Raw genomic sequence first — 15,501 nt, forward strand, 5'->3', positions numbered from 1 at the left:
GGTTCAAGAGAGCCAAGTTAATCGGATGAGAGGGTCTTGTCCCGAGGTCGAATCCAGGACACCTGTGTGATGAACAGGTCGAGCGCGGCAAAGGAGACGGCGGCATTCGTTGCGAGGCTAGGGCGAGGGTTCGCAGGGAACGTGGCAAGGGTAGCATCACCGACCAAAAAGACGTTGAAATCTTTGCGCAAGTTCTCATGCCCAGCCGTTGTGGAACACACGCACATGTCGGTATTATAACCGGCGAGGAGGACGTGCCGGATCCCTTGTGATTGAAGAAAATCTCGAAGCAGGTCGTACCCTTCTCCGTCATAGATGACCACGTCGTTCGGATCAACCTCGATGGACTTCATGACGGGGATAGGGAGCTCCCAGAACCCGGGCGGGTCGTAGATCGGCCCGGCGTCGAGTCCCCGGAACTGCTGGAAGTAGTCGATTGTGGGAGTCTCAGTCGAAACCGTGATCTGCTCTGGCAAGGCACTCCCCCGGTAGGCAAAGGATCGCAGTGTGGCGGTCAGTTCCCGTTGGCCTTCGATGCGATCGTCAGCCGAGGGGGTGCCACGGACGGATCGGTAGAGTTTGGCCCGAATGGGGTCTTCGGTGCCGGGAAGACTGTAGACGACGGCGCCGACTCGGTCCCTCCAGGCGTTCAAGAACGGATTGATGACCTCCTTGGCGTGATCGAGTGCGATTGCGTTCTTGACGGGTGTGCATTGAAACGCAGCCCCAGCCGGTTCAGGGGTGTCCCACCCTTGCCCGTCGTCGACTCCCCAGGGGTGAACGACCACAATCGCGGTCCGATCGCTCCGGAGGTGGTTGGGAACTTCGATGATCCCTCTCGCATTGTACGAGAATCGCCAGGCTCTCACGTCAAGATCCGCCTCGGGATCGTCCACGAGCACCGGAGCCTCGAAGCGTGCTGATTCCTCGATGGGAGCAACGAACTGGGGAAAATCGGCGAGAATCGGCTGCGGATCGGTTAGCGGGGTCAGTTGATTGGCATACGTACGGGTCTCCCCGCTCGGTTCCTCAGAAACGGCTTCTACGACGCACAGGACCCAGAGGCCGAAGAACCATGTCACGCAAACGGGTACATTTCGCATCAAGGGGCTCCGAATCGTTTGAGCTGGTTGGGGCAAGTCCGTCAAGGGAATCCTCTCCTTGCCCGTTTTGTTCGGGACCAGGAGCGAGTTAAGCTCGATGGATGTTGGCCAAAGTTTCCGGCGAAGGCAAGCATGCGACGGGGGACTGTCGATGAGCAGGCATGTGATACTTACCCTCACCGGCGCGGACCGGATCGGAATCGTCGAGGAGTTGACTCGAATCCTTCTCGACCAGGGCGGGAACGTGGAAACAAGCCGAATGGCCCGGCTCGGCGGTGAGTTTGCCGTCCTGATGCTTGTCAGTCTGCCTGAGTCTCAAGATGCGGAGCTGCATCGAGGGCTGGAGAAACTGGCTGCTCGCGGCTACAAGTTCACCATCACCCCGACCGAACAGCCCTATGCCGAAGCCCATTCCGGGTGGCGAGGTTTCCGGATCGAGGTCGAAGGAGCCGACCACGAAGGAATCGTCCACCGGGTTGCCCGCCATCTGTCGACCCAAGGAATCAGCATCGAGTCGATGGAAACCGAGACGACATCTGCCCCCTTCGGGGGTGTTCCTCTCTTTAACATGTCCGCAAGTATTGTCGTCCCCCCCGAACTGGCCGAGACCTCGTGGAACGATGGGCTCTTTGCGATCGGTGACGAAATGAACCTGGAGATTCGCGTCGCTCCAGAGCCCGAGGGTTGATGATTTCACCGAGATCGAAGTGGCTGGACCCCTGTGGGCAGCCACTTCGGAGGGAAGGTGGAAAATGTGACGTCGTCGAAACTCTACGACTCAGCGTGTGTAGCCTCGGACGAAACCGATGCACTGTGCCACGCCAGGGACGTTGTTTTCCCAGTCATGTTCGTATTCGATCGAAATGTTTCCTTCGAATCCCTGGGCCTTCAACTCATCGAGCACGTCTGCGATATTGCAGACGCCCGTTCCGTAGGGTACGTCGTGGCCGGATCGCCCCATCTCATTGAGATCCTTGAGGTGAGAGCTAATGATTCGACCCTTGAGAATCTTCAAACATTCTACCGGATTGAGCCCTGAGCGAGCCCAGTGTCCCGTATCGGCGCAGGCTCCGAGTCGCGAGTCCCGATCCTTGACCAGTTCGGCGATGTAATTCGGATCCCAGACCTTGTAGTCAGGGTTATCGGGACGGCTCGGGTGGTTGTGGAATGCGACGCCGATGTTGTATTCCTTCGCCAGTTTCTCAAGGATGTCGATGGCATCGACCGATTCGGTCGTAATCGCCCTCATTCCCATTGCCTTGGCGAACTCGAACACCTTCCGAGCCTCATCCTCATTGGTCGGGACACCGACCACTCCGTAGTTGACGGCAATCAGTCCATGTTCATCGAGCTTCGACTTCAGCTTGGCGATGACTTCCTCGGGCTGGTCGTGTCCGACCTTGAGGTTGCGTTCGTCAGGGCTGAGAGCCTGGCCGGGATAAAACTCAATGACCTTGCCACCGGCCTGGGCGGTCTTCTCGATCGCCTCGAACGCCGTGAAGCGGTTGAACGTGTAGGCCTGGCAGCCAATGGCAAAGCCACCGATCTTGGCATCATCCGGGATCTGCGGCTGAGCCTGCGCCGCGGTGCTCATCATCAGGACGACCGCCGGCACCACGTGCCAGCGAGAGAGGGTCGCGTTGCAGATCATGATTCCTCCAGTTGCACGGTTCGCAATTCCGATTCGGATCAACGTGTGTTTGCCCGTCGTTCCGGGGATTCGGGCCTCGAGTGGGCGACCGTCCCGGACCGCTCGATTGTAATGACGATTGCTCGCCAATGCTCCCTTCCGCTTCGGGAGTGATTCGTCGTCGATCGTGATCTGGCAACATCCGATCCTCGTGCCTGAACTCCAGCGTCTCGTATCGATTCCCTCCAGCGTGCGTGTACAATCGGTCAGACTCAATGAGCCGAACGTCGTCCTTCCTGGACTGGTTGCTCGATGCCGAAGGATTCTGAAGCCGAGGGGGACATGATCGTCGTCATTGCCGAAAAACCGTCGGTCGCCCGCGATCTCGCCGCCTTCCTCGGCGCATCGAGTCGTCGAGACGGTTATCTCGAAGGCAACGGCTATCAGGTGACCTGGGCTCTTGGTCATCTGGCCACCTTGAAGGAGCCGGAGGACTATGAACCTCAGTTGAAAAAGTGGTCGCTTGAAACATTGCCAATTCTCCCGGATCGGTTTGAACTCAAGGCGATCGCCGAGCGAGGGGCGGGCTCGCAACTCGCCACGGTTCGTAAGTTGCTCCGAGCCGCCGATGAGATCATCGCGGCGACAGACGCCGGTCGGGAAGGAGAACTGATCGTCCGCTATATCCTCGAATTGACTGGCTGCACCCATAAACCAGCCCGACGCCTCTGGCTTAGCTCCCTCACCCGAGAGGCGATCCGAGACGCATTCAATCGACTCCGTCCGCTCTCTGACTACGATGCTCTTTATGCGGCTGCGCGATGCCGGAGCGAGGCGGACTGGCTCGTCGGTCTCAACGCCACGCGATTTCAGACGGTTCGTCAGCGATCCACCGGTATTCTCTGGAGCGTCGGCCGAGTGCAGACACCTGTCCTGGCGCTCATCGTGCAGAGAGATGAAGAAATCCGAACGTTCCGTCCCGAGCCATTCTGGGAGCTGATGACCCGCTACCGGGAGGTGACCTTCGCACACACGGGCGGTCGTTTCAAGACCGAGGAGGACGCCAATGAGTTGCTCAATCAGGTGCGGAATCAACCCCTGAGGATCCTCGGCGTGGAGCGGAAACGAGAGCGTGTGCTGCCTCCCCAACTCTATGACCTGACCGACCTGCAACGCGACATGAACCGCCGCTATGGGCTCTCCGCCGACGACACGCTGAAGGCTGCCCAGGCTCTCTATGAAGCAAAGCTGATCAGCTATCCCCGGACCGACTCGCGCCATCTTGGACGCGACATGAAGGGGAAGCTCCTTGGAATCCTGGAGAAGCTTCGCAATCTCAAGCCCGACGCCGTCGGTTCGCTCAACTTCTCGTCCCTTCCGTTTAATGGTCGGATCATTGACGACGCCAAAGTCAGCGACCACCACGCCATCATCCCAACCGGAAAGGCCCCGGGATCACTCCCCCCTGCCTCGTCAAAGGTCTTCGATGCGATCGTCACTCGCCTGATTGCCGTCTTTTTTTCGCCATGCATCAAGGAAGTCACGGTCGTCAATGCGACGGTTTCCGACGTTCCGTTTCGAGCTCGAGGCGTGCGGATCGTCGATCCCGGCTGGACGGTTCTCTACCCTCGGAAGACCGACGACGCAAATGAGGAGGAACAGAACCTTCCCGAGTTTCTCCCGGAAGAGTCAGGACCGCACGATCCCTTTGTCCGGCGTGGGGAGACCACTCCCCCGAAACCCTATACCGAAGCAACCTTGCTCTCCGCCATGGAAACCGCGGGACGGTTCGTCGAGGATGAACAACTCCGGGAAGCCCTCAAGGAGCGTGGGCTGGGAACTCCTGCCACTCGGGCTTCGATCATCGAGACTTTGCTGACGCGAGGCTATGTCGTCCGCGACAAGAAGACACTGGCCGCAACCGATCTTGGACGATTTCTCATCACTTCGATCCGGTCTCCCCTCTTAACGTCTCCTGAACTGACCGGTGACTGGGAGGCCAGGCTCCGGGAGATCGAACGCGGCCGTCTCGCTCCTGACCAATTCATGAGCGAGATTGCTCGATTCACTCGATCGATTGTCGGCAATGAACCAGAGGAACCGATCGACTCGACTCGCCTGGGCGATTGTCCTCGATGCGGATGTCCGGTCATCCGAGGAAAACGGGGATATGGCTGCTCGGCCTGGAAAGCGGGGTGTACCTTCGTTCTCTGGAAAGAGGTTGAAGGTGTGCCACTTGATGAGCATCAGATCCGAGAACTCCTCCAGCGCCGGGTGCTCACTCGGGCAATCGCCCTGCCCTCCTCCGGGCCTGCTCTGCTAAGGCTCGCCGATTCGGGAGCGTTGCTTGCGATCCCTGTCCCTTACAAGCTCCCCAAGCGTTTTGGCGAAAAAACGAGTCAGCTCGTTCGAACGTCGGCTTCCCCACGATCGAGGGCCTCGAAACGGCTGAACGCTCTGAAGGCGGCTCCAGAGGATGAATCGAAGGGGACGTTTGCCACCATCTCCCTCGGTCCTTGCCCTCGATGCGGAGCCGACGTGGTCGAGCAACCCAAGTCGTTCGGTTGCAGAGCCTGGAAGTCAGGCTGTTCGTTTGCGATCTGGAAGTCGATTTCCGGGAAGCGGATTACGGCCCGGACGGCCCGGACGCTAATCACGCAGGGAAAAACCGCCATACTCAAGGGGTTCAAGTCCAGGGCCGGGAAACCATTCGCGGCTCGACTGAAACTAGAGGAAGGGGAGGTGCGGCTGGAGTTCGACGCGTAATCAACGCGAAGGAGGAAGGTCGATCCCATCCTTCCGAGCCCCTTCGGCTGGCTCAATGCCCAGAAGTCGGGCCACGGTGGCATGAAGCTGGAGGGAGTGAACCGGGCCGAGATCAAGACCGCCAATCGGTTCGGGAAAACGCCAGACAATGGCCGCACCGAGCATTTCGGGGTTAGTCACTGGGTCGTAACCGTGCATCCCAAGGGGGCCGTCAACCTCGTTGACCGGCGCTGTGACGCGACCGTCGGCGGAGTCAAACCCTCTCCCGGCGAAGGCAAACCCTGTGTCTACCACCACAACGATGTCTCCCACCCGAGTCGGGTGACGATACTGCCAGGCTTGCGGCAGCGTCTCACGTCGGTAGGCACGAGCAAAGTCGAACCCGTTCACGCGCTCGATCAGCCGATCAATTTTCCCCTCACGATCCGGGTCATTTCGTTCCGTGAAGAAGAGATGTCCAACGTTGCCGCTTGTCAGGCGGACGACTCCGGGAGCACGCTCGACACCGGCCAACCGATCCAGATCGACCATGGTCGTCACGGTCGACATACCGTGATCGGTCGTGATCAGCAGAATGAGTTGATCGTCCGGTGACATCTTCGTACGCCAGAGTTCGAGTAAATCCGCATGGAAATGCTTGAGAATCTTGTCGATCTCCTGGATTGCCTCGTTCACTTCCGGCGCATCGGGACCGTAGGAATGGCCCGCCTTGTCGAGACCGCTCCCGTAGCCGAGCAAGAGCCGAAGTGGTTCGTCACCGCGATCGTCTCGCCAGACCGAGAGCAGGCGATTGAGTCGATCTGAGTCGGAGAGCTGGCCATCGAACGCCGGGTCGAAATAGTCTGTTCGGATGGGCCCGAGCTGGTTGTGAGAAAGGGTCCAATCGAGCGATGCCACCCTCAGCCCTTGCCGGGCGGCGGTGAGCCAGATCGGCTCGGCCTCGAGCAAGGCGGCATCTCCCGGATAGCGGTAGAACAACCCGGTTTCATCATCATAAAAGCTGTTGCTTGGAATACCGTGTTGCTCGACACCCACTCCGGTCGCCTGTGAAACATGGCTCGGGAAGGTGAGCGAGGGGAAGACCGGAATCAAGGCTTGGGAACTTGCCCCTTGCTGTGCCAGTTCGTTCAAGAAGGGTGAGGCGCCACGGTCCAGATAATCTGCTCGCCAGCCATCGAGGCTAATCCAAACGACCACGGTCCTCGATTCGTCTGAACCTCCCTTAACCTCCGACCCGATCGCCGAGTGTGCCCCGGCGAGCCAGATTGCGAATAGAACCCCCAGAATCCAGGAAGACTGACGCATGAAGACTGTCCCTTCTCGATGCCGATCATCGCCGACCCAACCCTGACCTGGACCAACCGAATGATCTTATCCGACCGGCATGAAGGATTGATGAGGATTCCGGCCCGGTTCGATCGAGGAAATGTCGCGACCGGGTTGTCGAGGGAGGCGATGGGGCGAGCCGAGCCTGGGACAGCCACGGATGACTGCCCCCACGGGTTGGGCGATCCAGGTGAACCGGTCGATCAAGCGTTATAGCTGGTCGAAGCGGTCGTACCGCCGCGTCCGGTCCAGTTGGTGTGGAAGAACTCGCCCCGGGAACGGTCGATGCGCTCGTAGGTATGAGCCCCGAAGTAGTCGCGCTGAGCCTGCAGCAGGTTGGTCGGAAGGCGCTCGGAACGATAGCCATCGTAGTAGGCAAGCGCCGAACTCATGGCAGGGATCGGGATGCCGTGGCTCACGGCGACCGAGACGACCCGCCGCCATCCGTTCTGAGCTCGCTCAATCTCACTGTGGAAGTACGGATCCAGCATCAGGTTGTCGAGGTCGTGACTTCGATCGAATGATTCCTTGATTTTCCCCAGGAAGGCGCTTCGAATAATGCAGCCACCGCGCCACATCAAAGCGACCTTGCCGTTGTCGATCGTCCACCCCGACTCCTTTGCCATGGCGTTCATCAATGCAAAGCCCTGGGCGTAGGACATGATCTTGCTGGCATAGAGTGCCATCTCAATGTCATCAACAAACTGCTGGATGTTCCCCGAGTAACCCGCGTCGGCCGGTCCTTTCAGGATCTTCGAGGCTCGAACGCGCTCGTCTTTCAGGGCCGAGAGGCAACGGGCATAGACTGCCTCGGCAATCAAGGTGAGAGGCACGCCGAGGTCGGCCGAGGAGACGACGGTCCACTTGCCCGTTCCCTTCTGGCCGGCCGTATCGAGGATCAAGTCGACCATCGGTTTGCCAGACTCAGGATCCCGGTAGCCGAAGATGTCGCGCGTGATCTCAATCAGATAACTGTCAAGCGGTCCCGAGTTCCACCGGTCGAAGACCTCGTGCAGGGCATCAGCGCTGAAGCCGAGCAAGGAGTGAAGCAAGTGATACGCTTCGCAAATGAGCTGCATATCGCCATATTCGATCCCATTATGGACCATCTTGACGTAATGGCCCGCTCCCTCGGGGCCGACCCAGTCGCAACACGGGGTGCCGCCGTCCACTTTTGCCGCAATCGCCTGGAAGATCGGCTTGACGTGCGGCCAAGCCTCGGGATCGCCTCCAGGCATAATCGAGGGGCCTTTCAGCGCTCCCTCCTCGCCACCTGAAACACCCGTGCCGATAAACTGGAGCCCTTTTTCCTTCAGAGCTCGGGTCCGCCGGGTCGTATCGGGATAATGTGTGTTGCCGCCGTCGATCAGAATATCCCCCTTGTCCAGATGGGGGACAAGCTGGTCAATCACCGCGTCGACCGCAGCACCAGCCTTGACCATGATCATAATCTTGCGCGGCGATTTCAAGGAGGCGACCAACTCCTCGATGCCGTGACAGCCGATGATCTTCTTCCCTTTCGCCCGATCGGCCAGAAACGCGTCAACCCGGCTGGTGGTCCGGTTGTAGACCGCCACGGTGAACCCGTGGTCCTCCATGTTGAGGACGAGGTTCTCGCCCATGACGGCGAGGCCAATGAGGCCGATATCGGCGGTGGGAGTGGCCATCGGAGTGTTCTCTATCTGACGGGTCGATCGGGGTCTGTGAGAGCGATAGAACGGCGATCGGGATCAGCGGCGGTAAGTCTGGGGGACGTAGGTTGAGAGTTTCTTCGGGGCGAGCACCTGAGAGATTTTGGCGAACCGCGCGAGCCCGTCAACCTGCGGAACGCTGACCCAGTCGCTCCCGATCAAGGGGCGTGCGTACTCGACGAAGTCGTCGGTCACGTCGATGCGGTTGGGTGCGATCCAGTGGTCCGGGAATGACCGATCCTTGGCAGCGACCTGTTCCAGCGGGACCTTATCATACGTGACGCTGTAGCCGCCTCGTGTCCGGTCACGAAGGATCGTCGCCATGTAGCCGTTGCCGTCGTCTCGCGCCACGGCGACTGCGTGGCAACCGACCCGGTAGGCCTCGTCGAGGTCGACCACACTGGCGTAGGCAATGGCGTTGCGCTGGTCGGTCCCCGGAATCTGGAAGCGGGCCTTGCCGGGCACGGGGAGATCAAGCGAATTGACGTAATTGGTCACGACCTGGGCGACAGTCGTCTGGCTGGCGCTGAACTGGACGTGGCCGAAGGTGTCACGAGAGGCACCCAGGTCGCCCACGTCGAACCCTTCGGAGACGACCACGATACAGCGACCGAATTCGCGGAGCGTCTCGACCACGTTCTGACCGAGTTGTTCAAGGCTGACCTTGGACTCAGCCATGTAGATTTGAAGCGGCATCTCGCGATTCGGGTCAGCCAGGCGAGCAGCGGCGGGGATGTAGCCGATCTTTCGTCCCATCGCCTGGATGACCATCACCGGGTCGGCCGGGCAACTTCCAGCGTTTTCCTCGTTCACTTGGCGGATGTACTGAGCCATGTAGCGGGCGACCGAGCCATAGCCCGGAGAGTGGTCGAGCAGGGTGAACTCGCTATCTCCCAGGTCGTTGTCGATGGTCTTCGGCACGCCGGTGGCGATGAGGTCGAGCCCCTTCTCGTGGGCGAGTTGGGCGACCTTGTGGGCGGTATCCTGGGAGTCGTTGCCGCCAATGTAGAAGAAATAGCCGACGTTGTGGGCCTTGAGGACCTCAACAACCCGGGCGAAATCCTCATCCTGCCCGGGTTTGAGCTTGTATCGGCAGGTGCCGATCCCTCCGGCGGCCGGAGACGTGCGCAATAGCGCGATCTCCTCGGCAGGTGACGCCGAAAGGTCGATCAGTTCTTCCTTGAGCACCCCTTCGATCCCGAACCGACCTGCGAAGACTTTGCCGAAGTGCTCCGGCATGCGGAAGCAGGTCTCGACGATCCCGCGGAGGCTGTTATTGATCACACAGGTCGGGCCTCCGGATTGGGCCACGACAACGTTGGACGCGGGCATTGGGGCACCTCAGGGTGTGGCGATCCTCGGCCGATGCTCGGGGATCTCATCGCGGTTCCGACCGGGCAGCCGGGAGTCTTGCGGAGTCGTGGGTTTTCGTCGGGGACGATTCGCAAGGGGGCTTGATTGCGCGTGTTCCCTGTGACGGCAATCGTTATGAAACGACGGATTCGACGGCTCAGGACGCCGACTCCCAGGGCGGATGCTCAGGGAGCAGGGCCTCGAACTCGGCGATACGCTCAGCCATGTACGAGCCCGCATAGGTGCCGTTGAAGAACCGAGGGAGCGCCTCGTCATGAAAACGTTGCCACGATTGATCTTCGAAGCCGGGGTTGATCGGGTAAAAGAGGACCCCGTTCGCCTCGGCGGCCTTGCGATCACCCGGCGCGTCACCCACCATCAGGATGTGATCGGGGGCGTAACGGCCTCCCGCGGCCAGTCCCAGATGCTCCTTCTTTGACCCAAGTTCCTGACCGGCGATCAGGCCGACGAATTGGGCCAGATCGTGTTCTTCCCACTCTCGGGTCAGGGCCTCGACCGGAGTGGCCGAGACGACCATCACGTCGGCTTTTCCCTTCAACGCCTCCATCGACTCTCGAACCATCGGAAAGGGAGGGACATTGTGAACCATCTCGCCCACGGTTTGATTAACCGCCTCACTCCACTTGAGGCAGAGTGTCAGATCGGGATCTCCGGTCCGTTCGACCTCGGCCTTCAAGACCGGGTTGCCCAGTTTCGACTCCCGATCAATCCAATCCCGTAGACCGCGCAATTCCGGAAGCTTGACCCCCCGGCGTTTGACTTCAGGGCGTCGTTCGAGCAGATCGAGTGCCTCGGTCAGGGCCGGAAACCGATTGATCCCGCGATGCTTCGAGTACAAGTTGACAAATTCAGCGGCTTCTCGGGCATATTTTGAGACGGCGGCAAGCCCGAAGAACTTGATGATGTTGGGGATGAAGCACTCCTTGTGCTTGACCTCCATCGTGTCGAACACGCAACCGTCGCTGTCAATACCAACGAAGAAATCGTGGGTTTTGACGAAGTTTCTCAGTGCGGCCTGTGGATCGGCAGCGGCCGACATGGGCGTCTCTCTCTCTGGCAACGTCACAACGCGGGAAAGGCTCGGCACTTCCGGGATCGGGAGCCGACGAGCCGAAGGGTTTGGAGGGCCGACGAGCACTCGCCCGGCGGTTTGGACCGTTCGGTTTGCCAGAACGGGTCGTGAATGAGCGGTTTTACTCGATCGGGACCATCGGGAACAAGGGGGCACGACCAGCGCTCTCCCCGCCCGAATCAATTGTTTCGACCCGAGTCGTATGTTAGTGTCTTGTCAGTGCTTGAGGGACGAGTGGTCAACGCTTCCATCGACGAAAACCACCGGGGACTCCGCGTCATGGCAACGAGCGATCGGCCACGATCTGAGAGTGATGTGCCCGTCGACTTTCTCGACACCCTGAAGCGGGCGGCAATCGTCTCGGACAAACTGCTGGCTGAGATTCGTTCGAAGGTCCTTGCCGGTGACTATCCGATCGACGCGAACGACCTGGCCCAGCAACTGATTGCGGATGAACTGCTGACAGAATACCAGGCCAAGCGTCTGCTCGGAAACCGCCCCGGTTCGTTGACCATTGGGCGATACGTCATCCTGGAGAAGCTCGGAGCCGGCTCGATGGGTCGGGTTTACAAGGCGAAGCACCGGATGATGGACCGGGTCTCAGCCTTGAAGATCATCGCGCCAGAGATCAGCAACAACGAACGGGTGGTCGCCCGGTTTCAGCGCGAGATGCGACTGGTCGGCAAGCTCGACCATCCGAACGTCGTTCGTGCCTTCGACGCCGACAAGGATCGCGGAATCCTTTACATCGCAATGGAATACGTTGCCGGAGATAGCCTGGGGCAGCGGCTTCGATCCAAAGGCCGAATCCCTGCGGCGGAACTGGTCGGCTATATCGCTCAGGCCGCCCTGGGATTGCAGCACGCCCACGATCAGGGGATCGTGCATCGAGACATCAAACCGTCGAACCTGTTGCTAGGCGCCGACGGTTCCATCAAGGTCCTCGACCTTGGACTGGCAACCTTGATGGAGGCCGACGATCAATCCGCCTTCGCCACGGCCGACGGGGTCGCGGTCGGCACCGTGGATTACATGTCTCCCGAACAGGCGATGGGAAAAGAGCTCTCGCCCGTGAGCGATCTGTTTAGCCTTGGTTGCACGATGTACCACCTTCTGACCGGCCGCTTGCCTTATCCCGGAAACTCTCCGCTTGATCGCATGTTTGCCCGGATCAATCAGGAACCGGTGCCAGTCAAGGAGTTAAGGCCCGATCTTCCCGATCGGCTGGTGGAGGTGCTCGCCCGCCTCATGGCGAAGCAACCTTCGGAGCGTTATCCGACCGCCGCCGCCGCCTCCGAGGCGCTTCAGGCCCTTGTCCGAAGGCGATCCGCGAATGCGGCAGTCGGAGTTGCACCCACCGTCAAACCGGCTCAGGTTCCACCGACCCCACCTGCTCCGCCACCACCACCTCAGGTGAAATATGTCAAGGTTTCGCCGACCTTCCCGTCCTGGTTTCAGCCGATCGCTCGGCTGGCCGAGCGATCGGCAGTCGGAGCCTTGCTCCTATTCCTGGGTGTCCTCGGTCTCGCATTTGGAGCGGGTTTGATCGTCGGCATCCTCGCCAGTGGCTGAGTCCGTAGGTCGTGGCAAAGACTTCAGGAGGCTGCCGAGGCTCCGTGCGATGTCTCACTGGACGCAGGGCTGAGCAGATCGTGAAGCGCTCCGGCCAGTTCGGGGAAGGCGAAGCGATAGCCGAGTTCAACCGCTCTGGCCGGCAGAACGCGTTGTCCCTTGGTGACGACCTGAGCGACCTCACCCAGGACGGTGCGAAGCATCACGTCGGGGGGGCCGATCGGCAGAAAGGGACGGTGGACCACTCGGGCGAGTTCCCTCGAAAACTCGATGTTGCGCACCGGGTTCGGAGCGGTGCCATTGATCGGTCCCTGAGCCTCGTTCGAGTCGATCGCCAGCACAATCAGGCCGACGATGTCCGTCAAATGGATCCAACTCATCCATTGTTTTCCGGTTCCCGGGACGAGCGGATTCGATCCACTCCCAACAGGAGCCGCACCTCCGGGGAGCCACTTGAACAGAGGAGTCATCACTCCAAGTGCTCCTTCGCCCTTTGCCAGCACGATCCCCGTGCGGATGATCGCCAGGCGTGTTCCCGCATTGGCCACGGATCGGGACGCGTCTTCCCACTCGCGGCAGATCACGGCCATGAAGTCCGATCCGGCGGGGCTAGATTCGGTCAGTTCCTCATCTCCGGTCATGCCGTAGTAGCCGACGGCCGAACCCTGAACAAAGACGGTCGGTCGTGTCTTGGCCTGTTCAACGGCCGAGACCAGGTGCTCAGTCGAGTGCACTCGGCTCTCTCGAATGAGGCGCTTTACCTCGGGCGACCATCGTTTGGCAAAGAGATTGTGTCCGGTGAGATTGACGACGGCATCGCAACCGTCCACGCTTTTTTGCCAGGAACCGCTCGTGGTCGGATCGCCCTGCACAACCTCGACCTGCCGGAATTCGGGTCGTTCCCGAACGGAAGACGCCCGACGGGTCAGGACCACAGGCTGATCTCCTCGGCCAACCAGTTCTGCAATCAGGCGGGACCCGATCAAGCCGGTTCCCCCTGCCATGAACACTCGCATCAGACCAGATCCTCTCGCTGAGTCGTTTCGGGAATTGGGACAACTCGGAGCCCTCGCCCCCGCCAAGACCCCTCTGGGATTCCGTTTGCAGAGTGAGCATTCCTTGGTGGGGTGCTCGCTCCTGATCCGGGAGGAATGAATCCTTCATCAAAAAGTCATGCATACAAGGCAGGGGAAACCTTGCCGAGGCTCGGATGTCGTATGGTAGACTTGTGCCTCCAGTCCTGGGAGTTGAACACCGGGAGTTTCGGGAATTCCGGATTGATTGCCCAGGCCCCTCGGCCCTTTCCCGGCCGGATTTCCCCTCGTGCATCCGAGAGTCGACTGATCCGATGAAGACGAACGGGCGCCATTTTTTCAATTTGCCCCTGGCTCTCCGGAGCTATCGGCGTTCCAATCCCCTCGTATTGGTCAACGGACTTGCCGAGCAATCCGAAAGCTGGTTTGCCAACCGGCATTCCTGGTCACGTCATTTCGATGTGAAAGTTCCCGAACTGCTCGTCTACGACGGCGAGGATCTCCACCGTCACATCGATGCCGGCGGCGAGGTGACGATTAGCTACTTGACCGATCGTCTCGCTCGGTACCTCGACGAGTTCGTCCAGAAACCGCCTTACCACCTGGTCGGATCGAGCCTCGGCGGGCAGGTGCTTCTCACCTATGCCGCCCGTCATCCGGACAAGGTGAGTAAATTGGTGCTCATTTGTCCCTCCGGCCTTCATGGTGAGGAAAACTTACCGATCATGGACGGGGTTCGCCGAAGCGATTACGATTCCCTCGTCCGCTCGGTCTTCTTCAAGACGCAGTTTGCCGGAGAGGAACTCGTCGAGGCAATCGAGCAAAAGTTCCAGGACCGCCGTTGGAAGAAAGGTGTCTTGCGAACGCTTCGGGGAACCGTAGGGCACTCGGTCGGTACCCTCTTGACCCAGGTTCCGCACCCGACGCTCTTGATCTGGGGCCAGGATGATCGGATCATCGCCGACATTCCCGGTTCGATCCGAGCGGCCGATGGGATGCCGAGGGCCCGTCAGATTGTCATTCCACGATGTGGCCATGCCCCTCAGATCGAGCGAGCCGGACTGGTCAACAAATTGGTCATTCGATTCCTCAAGGACCGGCTCGATTCGATTCCACCAACCCTGAGCGCCGGCCGGGTCATGAAGAAATCTCGGGGCGTCACACCGCTCTGATTAATCGGGTCCAGAGGATCTCGTGTTCTTCCCGTGTGTTCCGGATCGAGGCAGACACTTCGAACGGAGCATGTCGCCTTTCGTCCTTGGTTCGGGGTTCCATGAAGGATTCGTTTCTCTTTCTTGGCAAGTTTCTCCGACACGGAACGGCCATCGCCAGCCTCGCACCGAGTAGTCCCTGGTTGTCCCGGACGACGGTGCGGAATATTGACTGGGACCAGGCCCGAGTCCTGATCGAACTCGGCGCCGGAACGGGTCCGATCACCCAGGAACTTGTGACACGAGCACATCCCGAATGCCGCCTGCTTGTCCTCGAACGAGACGCCGATTTCGTGAAGGTTCTCCGCGATCGGTTCCCACCCCGGCCCAACCTTGACATCATCGAAGGGGATGTTCGAGACCTCCCCTCGATGCTCCAGGATCGTGGGATCGAGCGCGCCGATACGATCGTGTCGGGATTGCCCGTTCCCTCCTTTCCCAAAGACTTGCAGCGTGATCTGTTCCGAATGGTCGGGCAGGTATTGAAACCCTCGGGAACCTTCAATCAGATCACGGAGATGCCCTGGGTGTATTATCGTTTCTACCAACGTTTCTTTGACGAGGTTCGATTCACCTTCGAGCCCCGGAACATCCCCCCCGCCGGTGCCTATTACTGCCGGGGCGTGAAGCCCATCGCCGATTAACTCACTCCACGCACCTTTCAGCGGCCTCGACGCATCATTGCGATTGCGGGCGATTCGGCCTCTTAACCCGCGACCTCT

12 protein-coding genes are annotated in these 15,501 nt (G+C 59.9%); 5 read left to right on the forward strand and 7 right to left on the reverse strand.

Going from position 1 to position 15,501, the window contains the following annotated elements; all coding sequences use genetic code 11:
* Positions 1-17: 17 nt before the first annotated feature.
* Positions 18-1,103, reverse strand: a complete 1,086-nt coding sequence (locus HG800_RS10240) for an isochorismatase family protein (RefSeq protein WP_169976532.1) — start codon at positions 1,101-1,103, stop codon at positions 18-20.
* Positions 1,104-1,254: 151 nt separating this feature from the next.
* Between HG800_RS10240 and HG800_RS10245 the strand changes: the two genes are divergently transcribed.
* On the forward strand, positions 1,255-1,791 hold the full coding sequence (locus HG800_RS10245; protein WP_169976533.1) for a glycine cleavage system protein R: 537 nt from the start codon (positions 1,255-1,257) through the stop codon (positions 1,789-1,791).
* Positions 1,792-1,881: 90 nt separating this feature from the next.
* Here the strand turns inward: HG800_RS10245 and HG800_RS10250 are convergent, their stop codons facing one another.
* Entirely contained in the window at positions 1,882-2,754 is an 873-nt protein-coding gene (locus tag HG800_RS10250) for a sugar phosphate isomerase/epimerase family protein (RefSeq protein WP_206352208.1), read from the reverse strand.
* A gap of 291 nt (positions 2,755-3,045) precedes the next feature.
* Here HG800_RS10250 and HG800_RS10255 point away from each other — a divergent pair, with 291 nt between their 5' ends.
* A complete protein-coding gene (locus tag HG800_RS10255; protein ID WP_235963575.1) occupies positions 3,046-5,499 on the forward strand; it encodes a DNA topoisomerase 3 in 2,454 nt (817 codons plus the stop codon).
* Here the strand turns inward: HG800_RS10255 and HG800_RS10260 are convergent, their stop codons facing one another.
* The 4 genes from HG800_RS10260 to HG800_RS10275 all read right to left on the reverse strand — a co-directional run bounded on the left by HG800_RS10260 (position 5,500) and on the right by HG800_RS10275 (position 10,929).
* Positions 5,500-6,804 (reverse strand): alkaline phosphatase family protein, encoded by a 1,305-nt coding sequence (locus tag HG800_RS10260; RefSeq protein ID WP_169976534.1) that lies wholly within the window; start codon positions 6,802-6,804, stop codon positions 5,500-5,502.
* Positions 6,805-7,028: 224 nt separating this feature from the next.
* Entirely contained in the window at positions 7,029-8,492 is a 1,464-nt protein-coding gene (gnd, locus tag HG800_RS10265; protein ID WP_169976535.1) for a decarboxylating NADP(+)-dependent phosphogluconate dehydrogenase, read from the reverse strand.
* Between the two features lie 63 nt (positions 8,493-8,555).
* A complete protein-coding gene (locus tag HG800_RS10270; RefSeq protein WP_169976536.1) occupies positions 8,556-9,848 on the reverse strand; it encodes a diphosphate--fructose-6-phosphate 1-phosphotransferase in 1,293 nt (430 codons plus the stop codon).
* 178 nt (positions 9,849-10,026) lie between these two features.
* Positions 10,027-10,929, reverse strand: a complete 903-nt coding sequence (locus tag HG800_RS10275) for an HAD family hydrolase (RefSeq protein ID WP_169976537.1) — start codon at positions 10,927-10,929, stop codon at positions 10,027-10,029.
* A gap of 312 nt (positions 10,930-11,241) precedes the next feature.
* Here HG800_RS10275 and HG800_RS10280 point away from each other — a divergent pair, with 312 nt between their 5' ends.
* The gene (locus HG800_RS10280; protein ID WP_169976538.1) at positions 11,242-12,534 is read left to right on the forward strand and encodes a serine/threonine-protein kinase; all 1,293 of its coding nucleotides are present in this window, start codon (positions 11,242-11,244) and stop codon (positions 12,532-12,534) included.
* Positions 12,535-12,557: 23 nt separating this feature from the next.
* Here the strand turns inward: HG800_RS10280 and HG800_RS10285 are convergent, their stop codons facing one another.
* On the reverse strand, positions 12,558-13,550 hold the full coding sequence (locus tag HG800_RS10285; RefSeq protein ID WP_169976539.1) for a TIGR01777 family oxidoreductase: 993 nt from the start codon (positions 13,548-13,550) through the stop codon (positions 12,558-12,560).
* Between the two features lie 332 nt (positions 13,551-13,882).
* On the opposite strand from HG800_RS10285, the gene HG800_RS10290 reads away from it, so the two are divergent.
* Together HG800_RS10290 and olsG are read left to right on the forward strand one after the other, a co-directional pair.
* The gene (locus HG800_RS10290; protein ID WP_169976540.1) at positions 13,883-14,740 is read left to right on the forward strand and encodes an alpha/beta fold hydrolase; all 858 of its coding nucleotides are present in this window, start codon (positions 13,883-13,885) and stop codon (positions 14,738-14,740) included.
* Between the two features lie 101 nt (positions 14,741-14,841).
* Entirely contained in the window at positions 14,842-15,423 is a 582-nt protein-coding gene (gene olsG / locus HG800_RS10295) for an ornithine lipid N-methyltransferase (RefSeq protein WP_169976541.1), read from the forward strand.
* Positions 15,424-15,501: the final 78 nt, after the last annotated feature.

The organism is Tautonia rosea (assembly GCF_012958305.1).
Lineage (GTDB): Bacteria > Planctomycetota > Planctomycetia > Isosphaerales > Isosphaeraceae > Tautonia > Tautonia rosea.

Coding starts and splice junctions, on each gene's coding strand:
- olsG (WP_169976541.1), top strand. CDS start 14,842: ATGAAGGATTCGTTTCTCTTTCTTGGCAAGTTTCTCCGACACGGAACG.
- HG800_RS10280 (WP_169976538.1), top strand. CDS start 11,242: ATGGCAACGAGCGATCGGCCACGATCTGAGAGTGATGTGCCCGTCGAC.
- HG800_RS10260 (WP_169976534.1), bottom strand. CDS start 6,804: ATGCGTCAGTCTTCCTGGATTCTGGGGGTTCTATTCGCAATCTGGCTC.
- HG800_RS10255 (WP_235963575.1), top strand. CDS start 3,046: ATGCCGAAGGATTCTGAAGCCGAGGGGGACATGATCGTCGTCATTGCC.
- HG800_RS10290 (WP_169976540.1), top strand. CDS start 13,883: ATGAAGACGAACGGGCGCCATTTTTTCAATTTGCCCCTGGCTCTCCGG.
- HG800_RS10270 (WP_169976536.1), bottom strand. CDS start 9,848: ATGCCCGCGTCCAACGTTGTCGTGGCCCAATCCGGAGGCCCGACCTGT.
- gnd (WP_169976535.1), bottom strand. CDS start 8,492: ATGGCCACTCCCACCGCCGATATCGGCCTCATTGGCCTCGCCGTCATG.
- HG800_RS10275 (WP_169976537.1), bottom strand. CDS start 10,929: ATGTCGGCCGCTGCCGATCCACAGGCCGCACTGAGAAACTTCGTCAAA.
- HG800_RS10245 (WP_169976533.1), top strand. CDS start 1,255: ATGAGCAGGCATGTGATACTTACCCTCACCGGCGCGGACCGGATCGGA.
- HG800_RS10240 (WP_169976532.1), bottom strand. CDS start 1,103: ATGCGAAATGTACCCGTTTGCGTGACATGGTTCTTCGGCCTCTGGGTC.
- HG800_RS10285 (WP_169976539.1), bottom strand. CDS start 13,550: ATGCGAGTGTTCATGGCAGGGGGAACCGGCTTGATCGGGTCCCGCCTG.
- HG800_RS10250 (WP_206352208.1), bottom strand. CDS start 2,754: ATGATCTGCAACGCGACCCTCTCTCGCTGGCACGTGGTGCCGGCGGTC.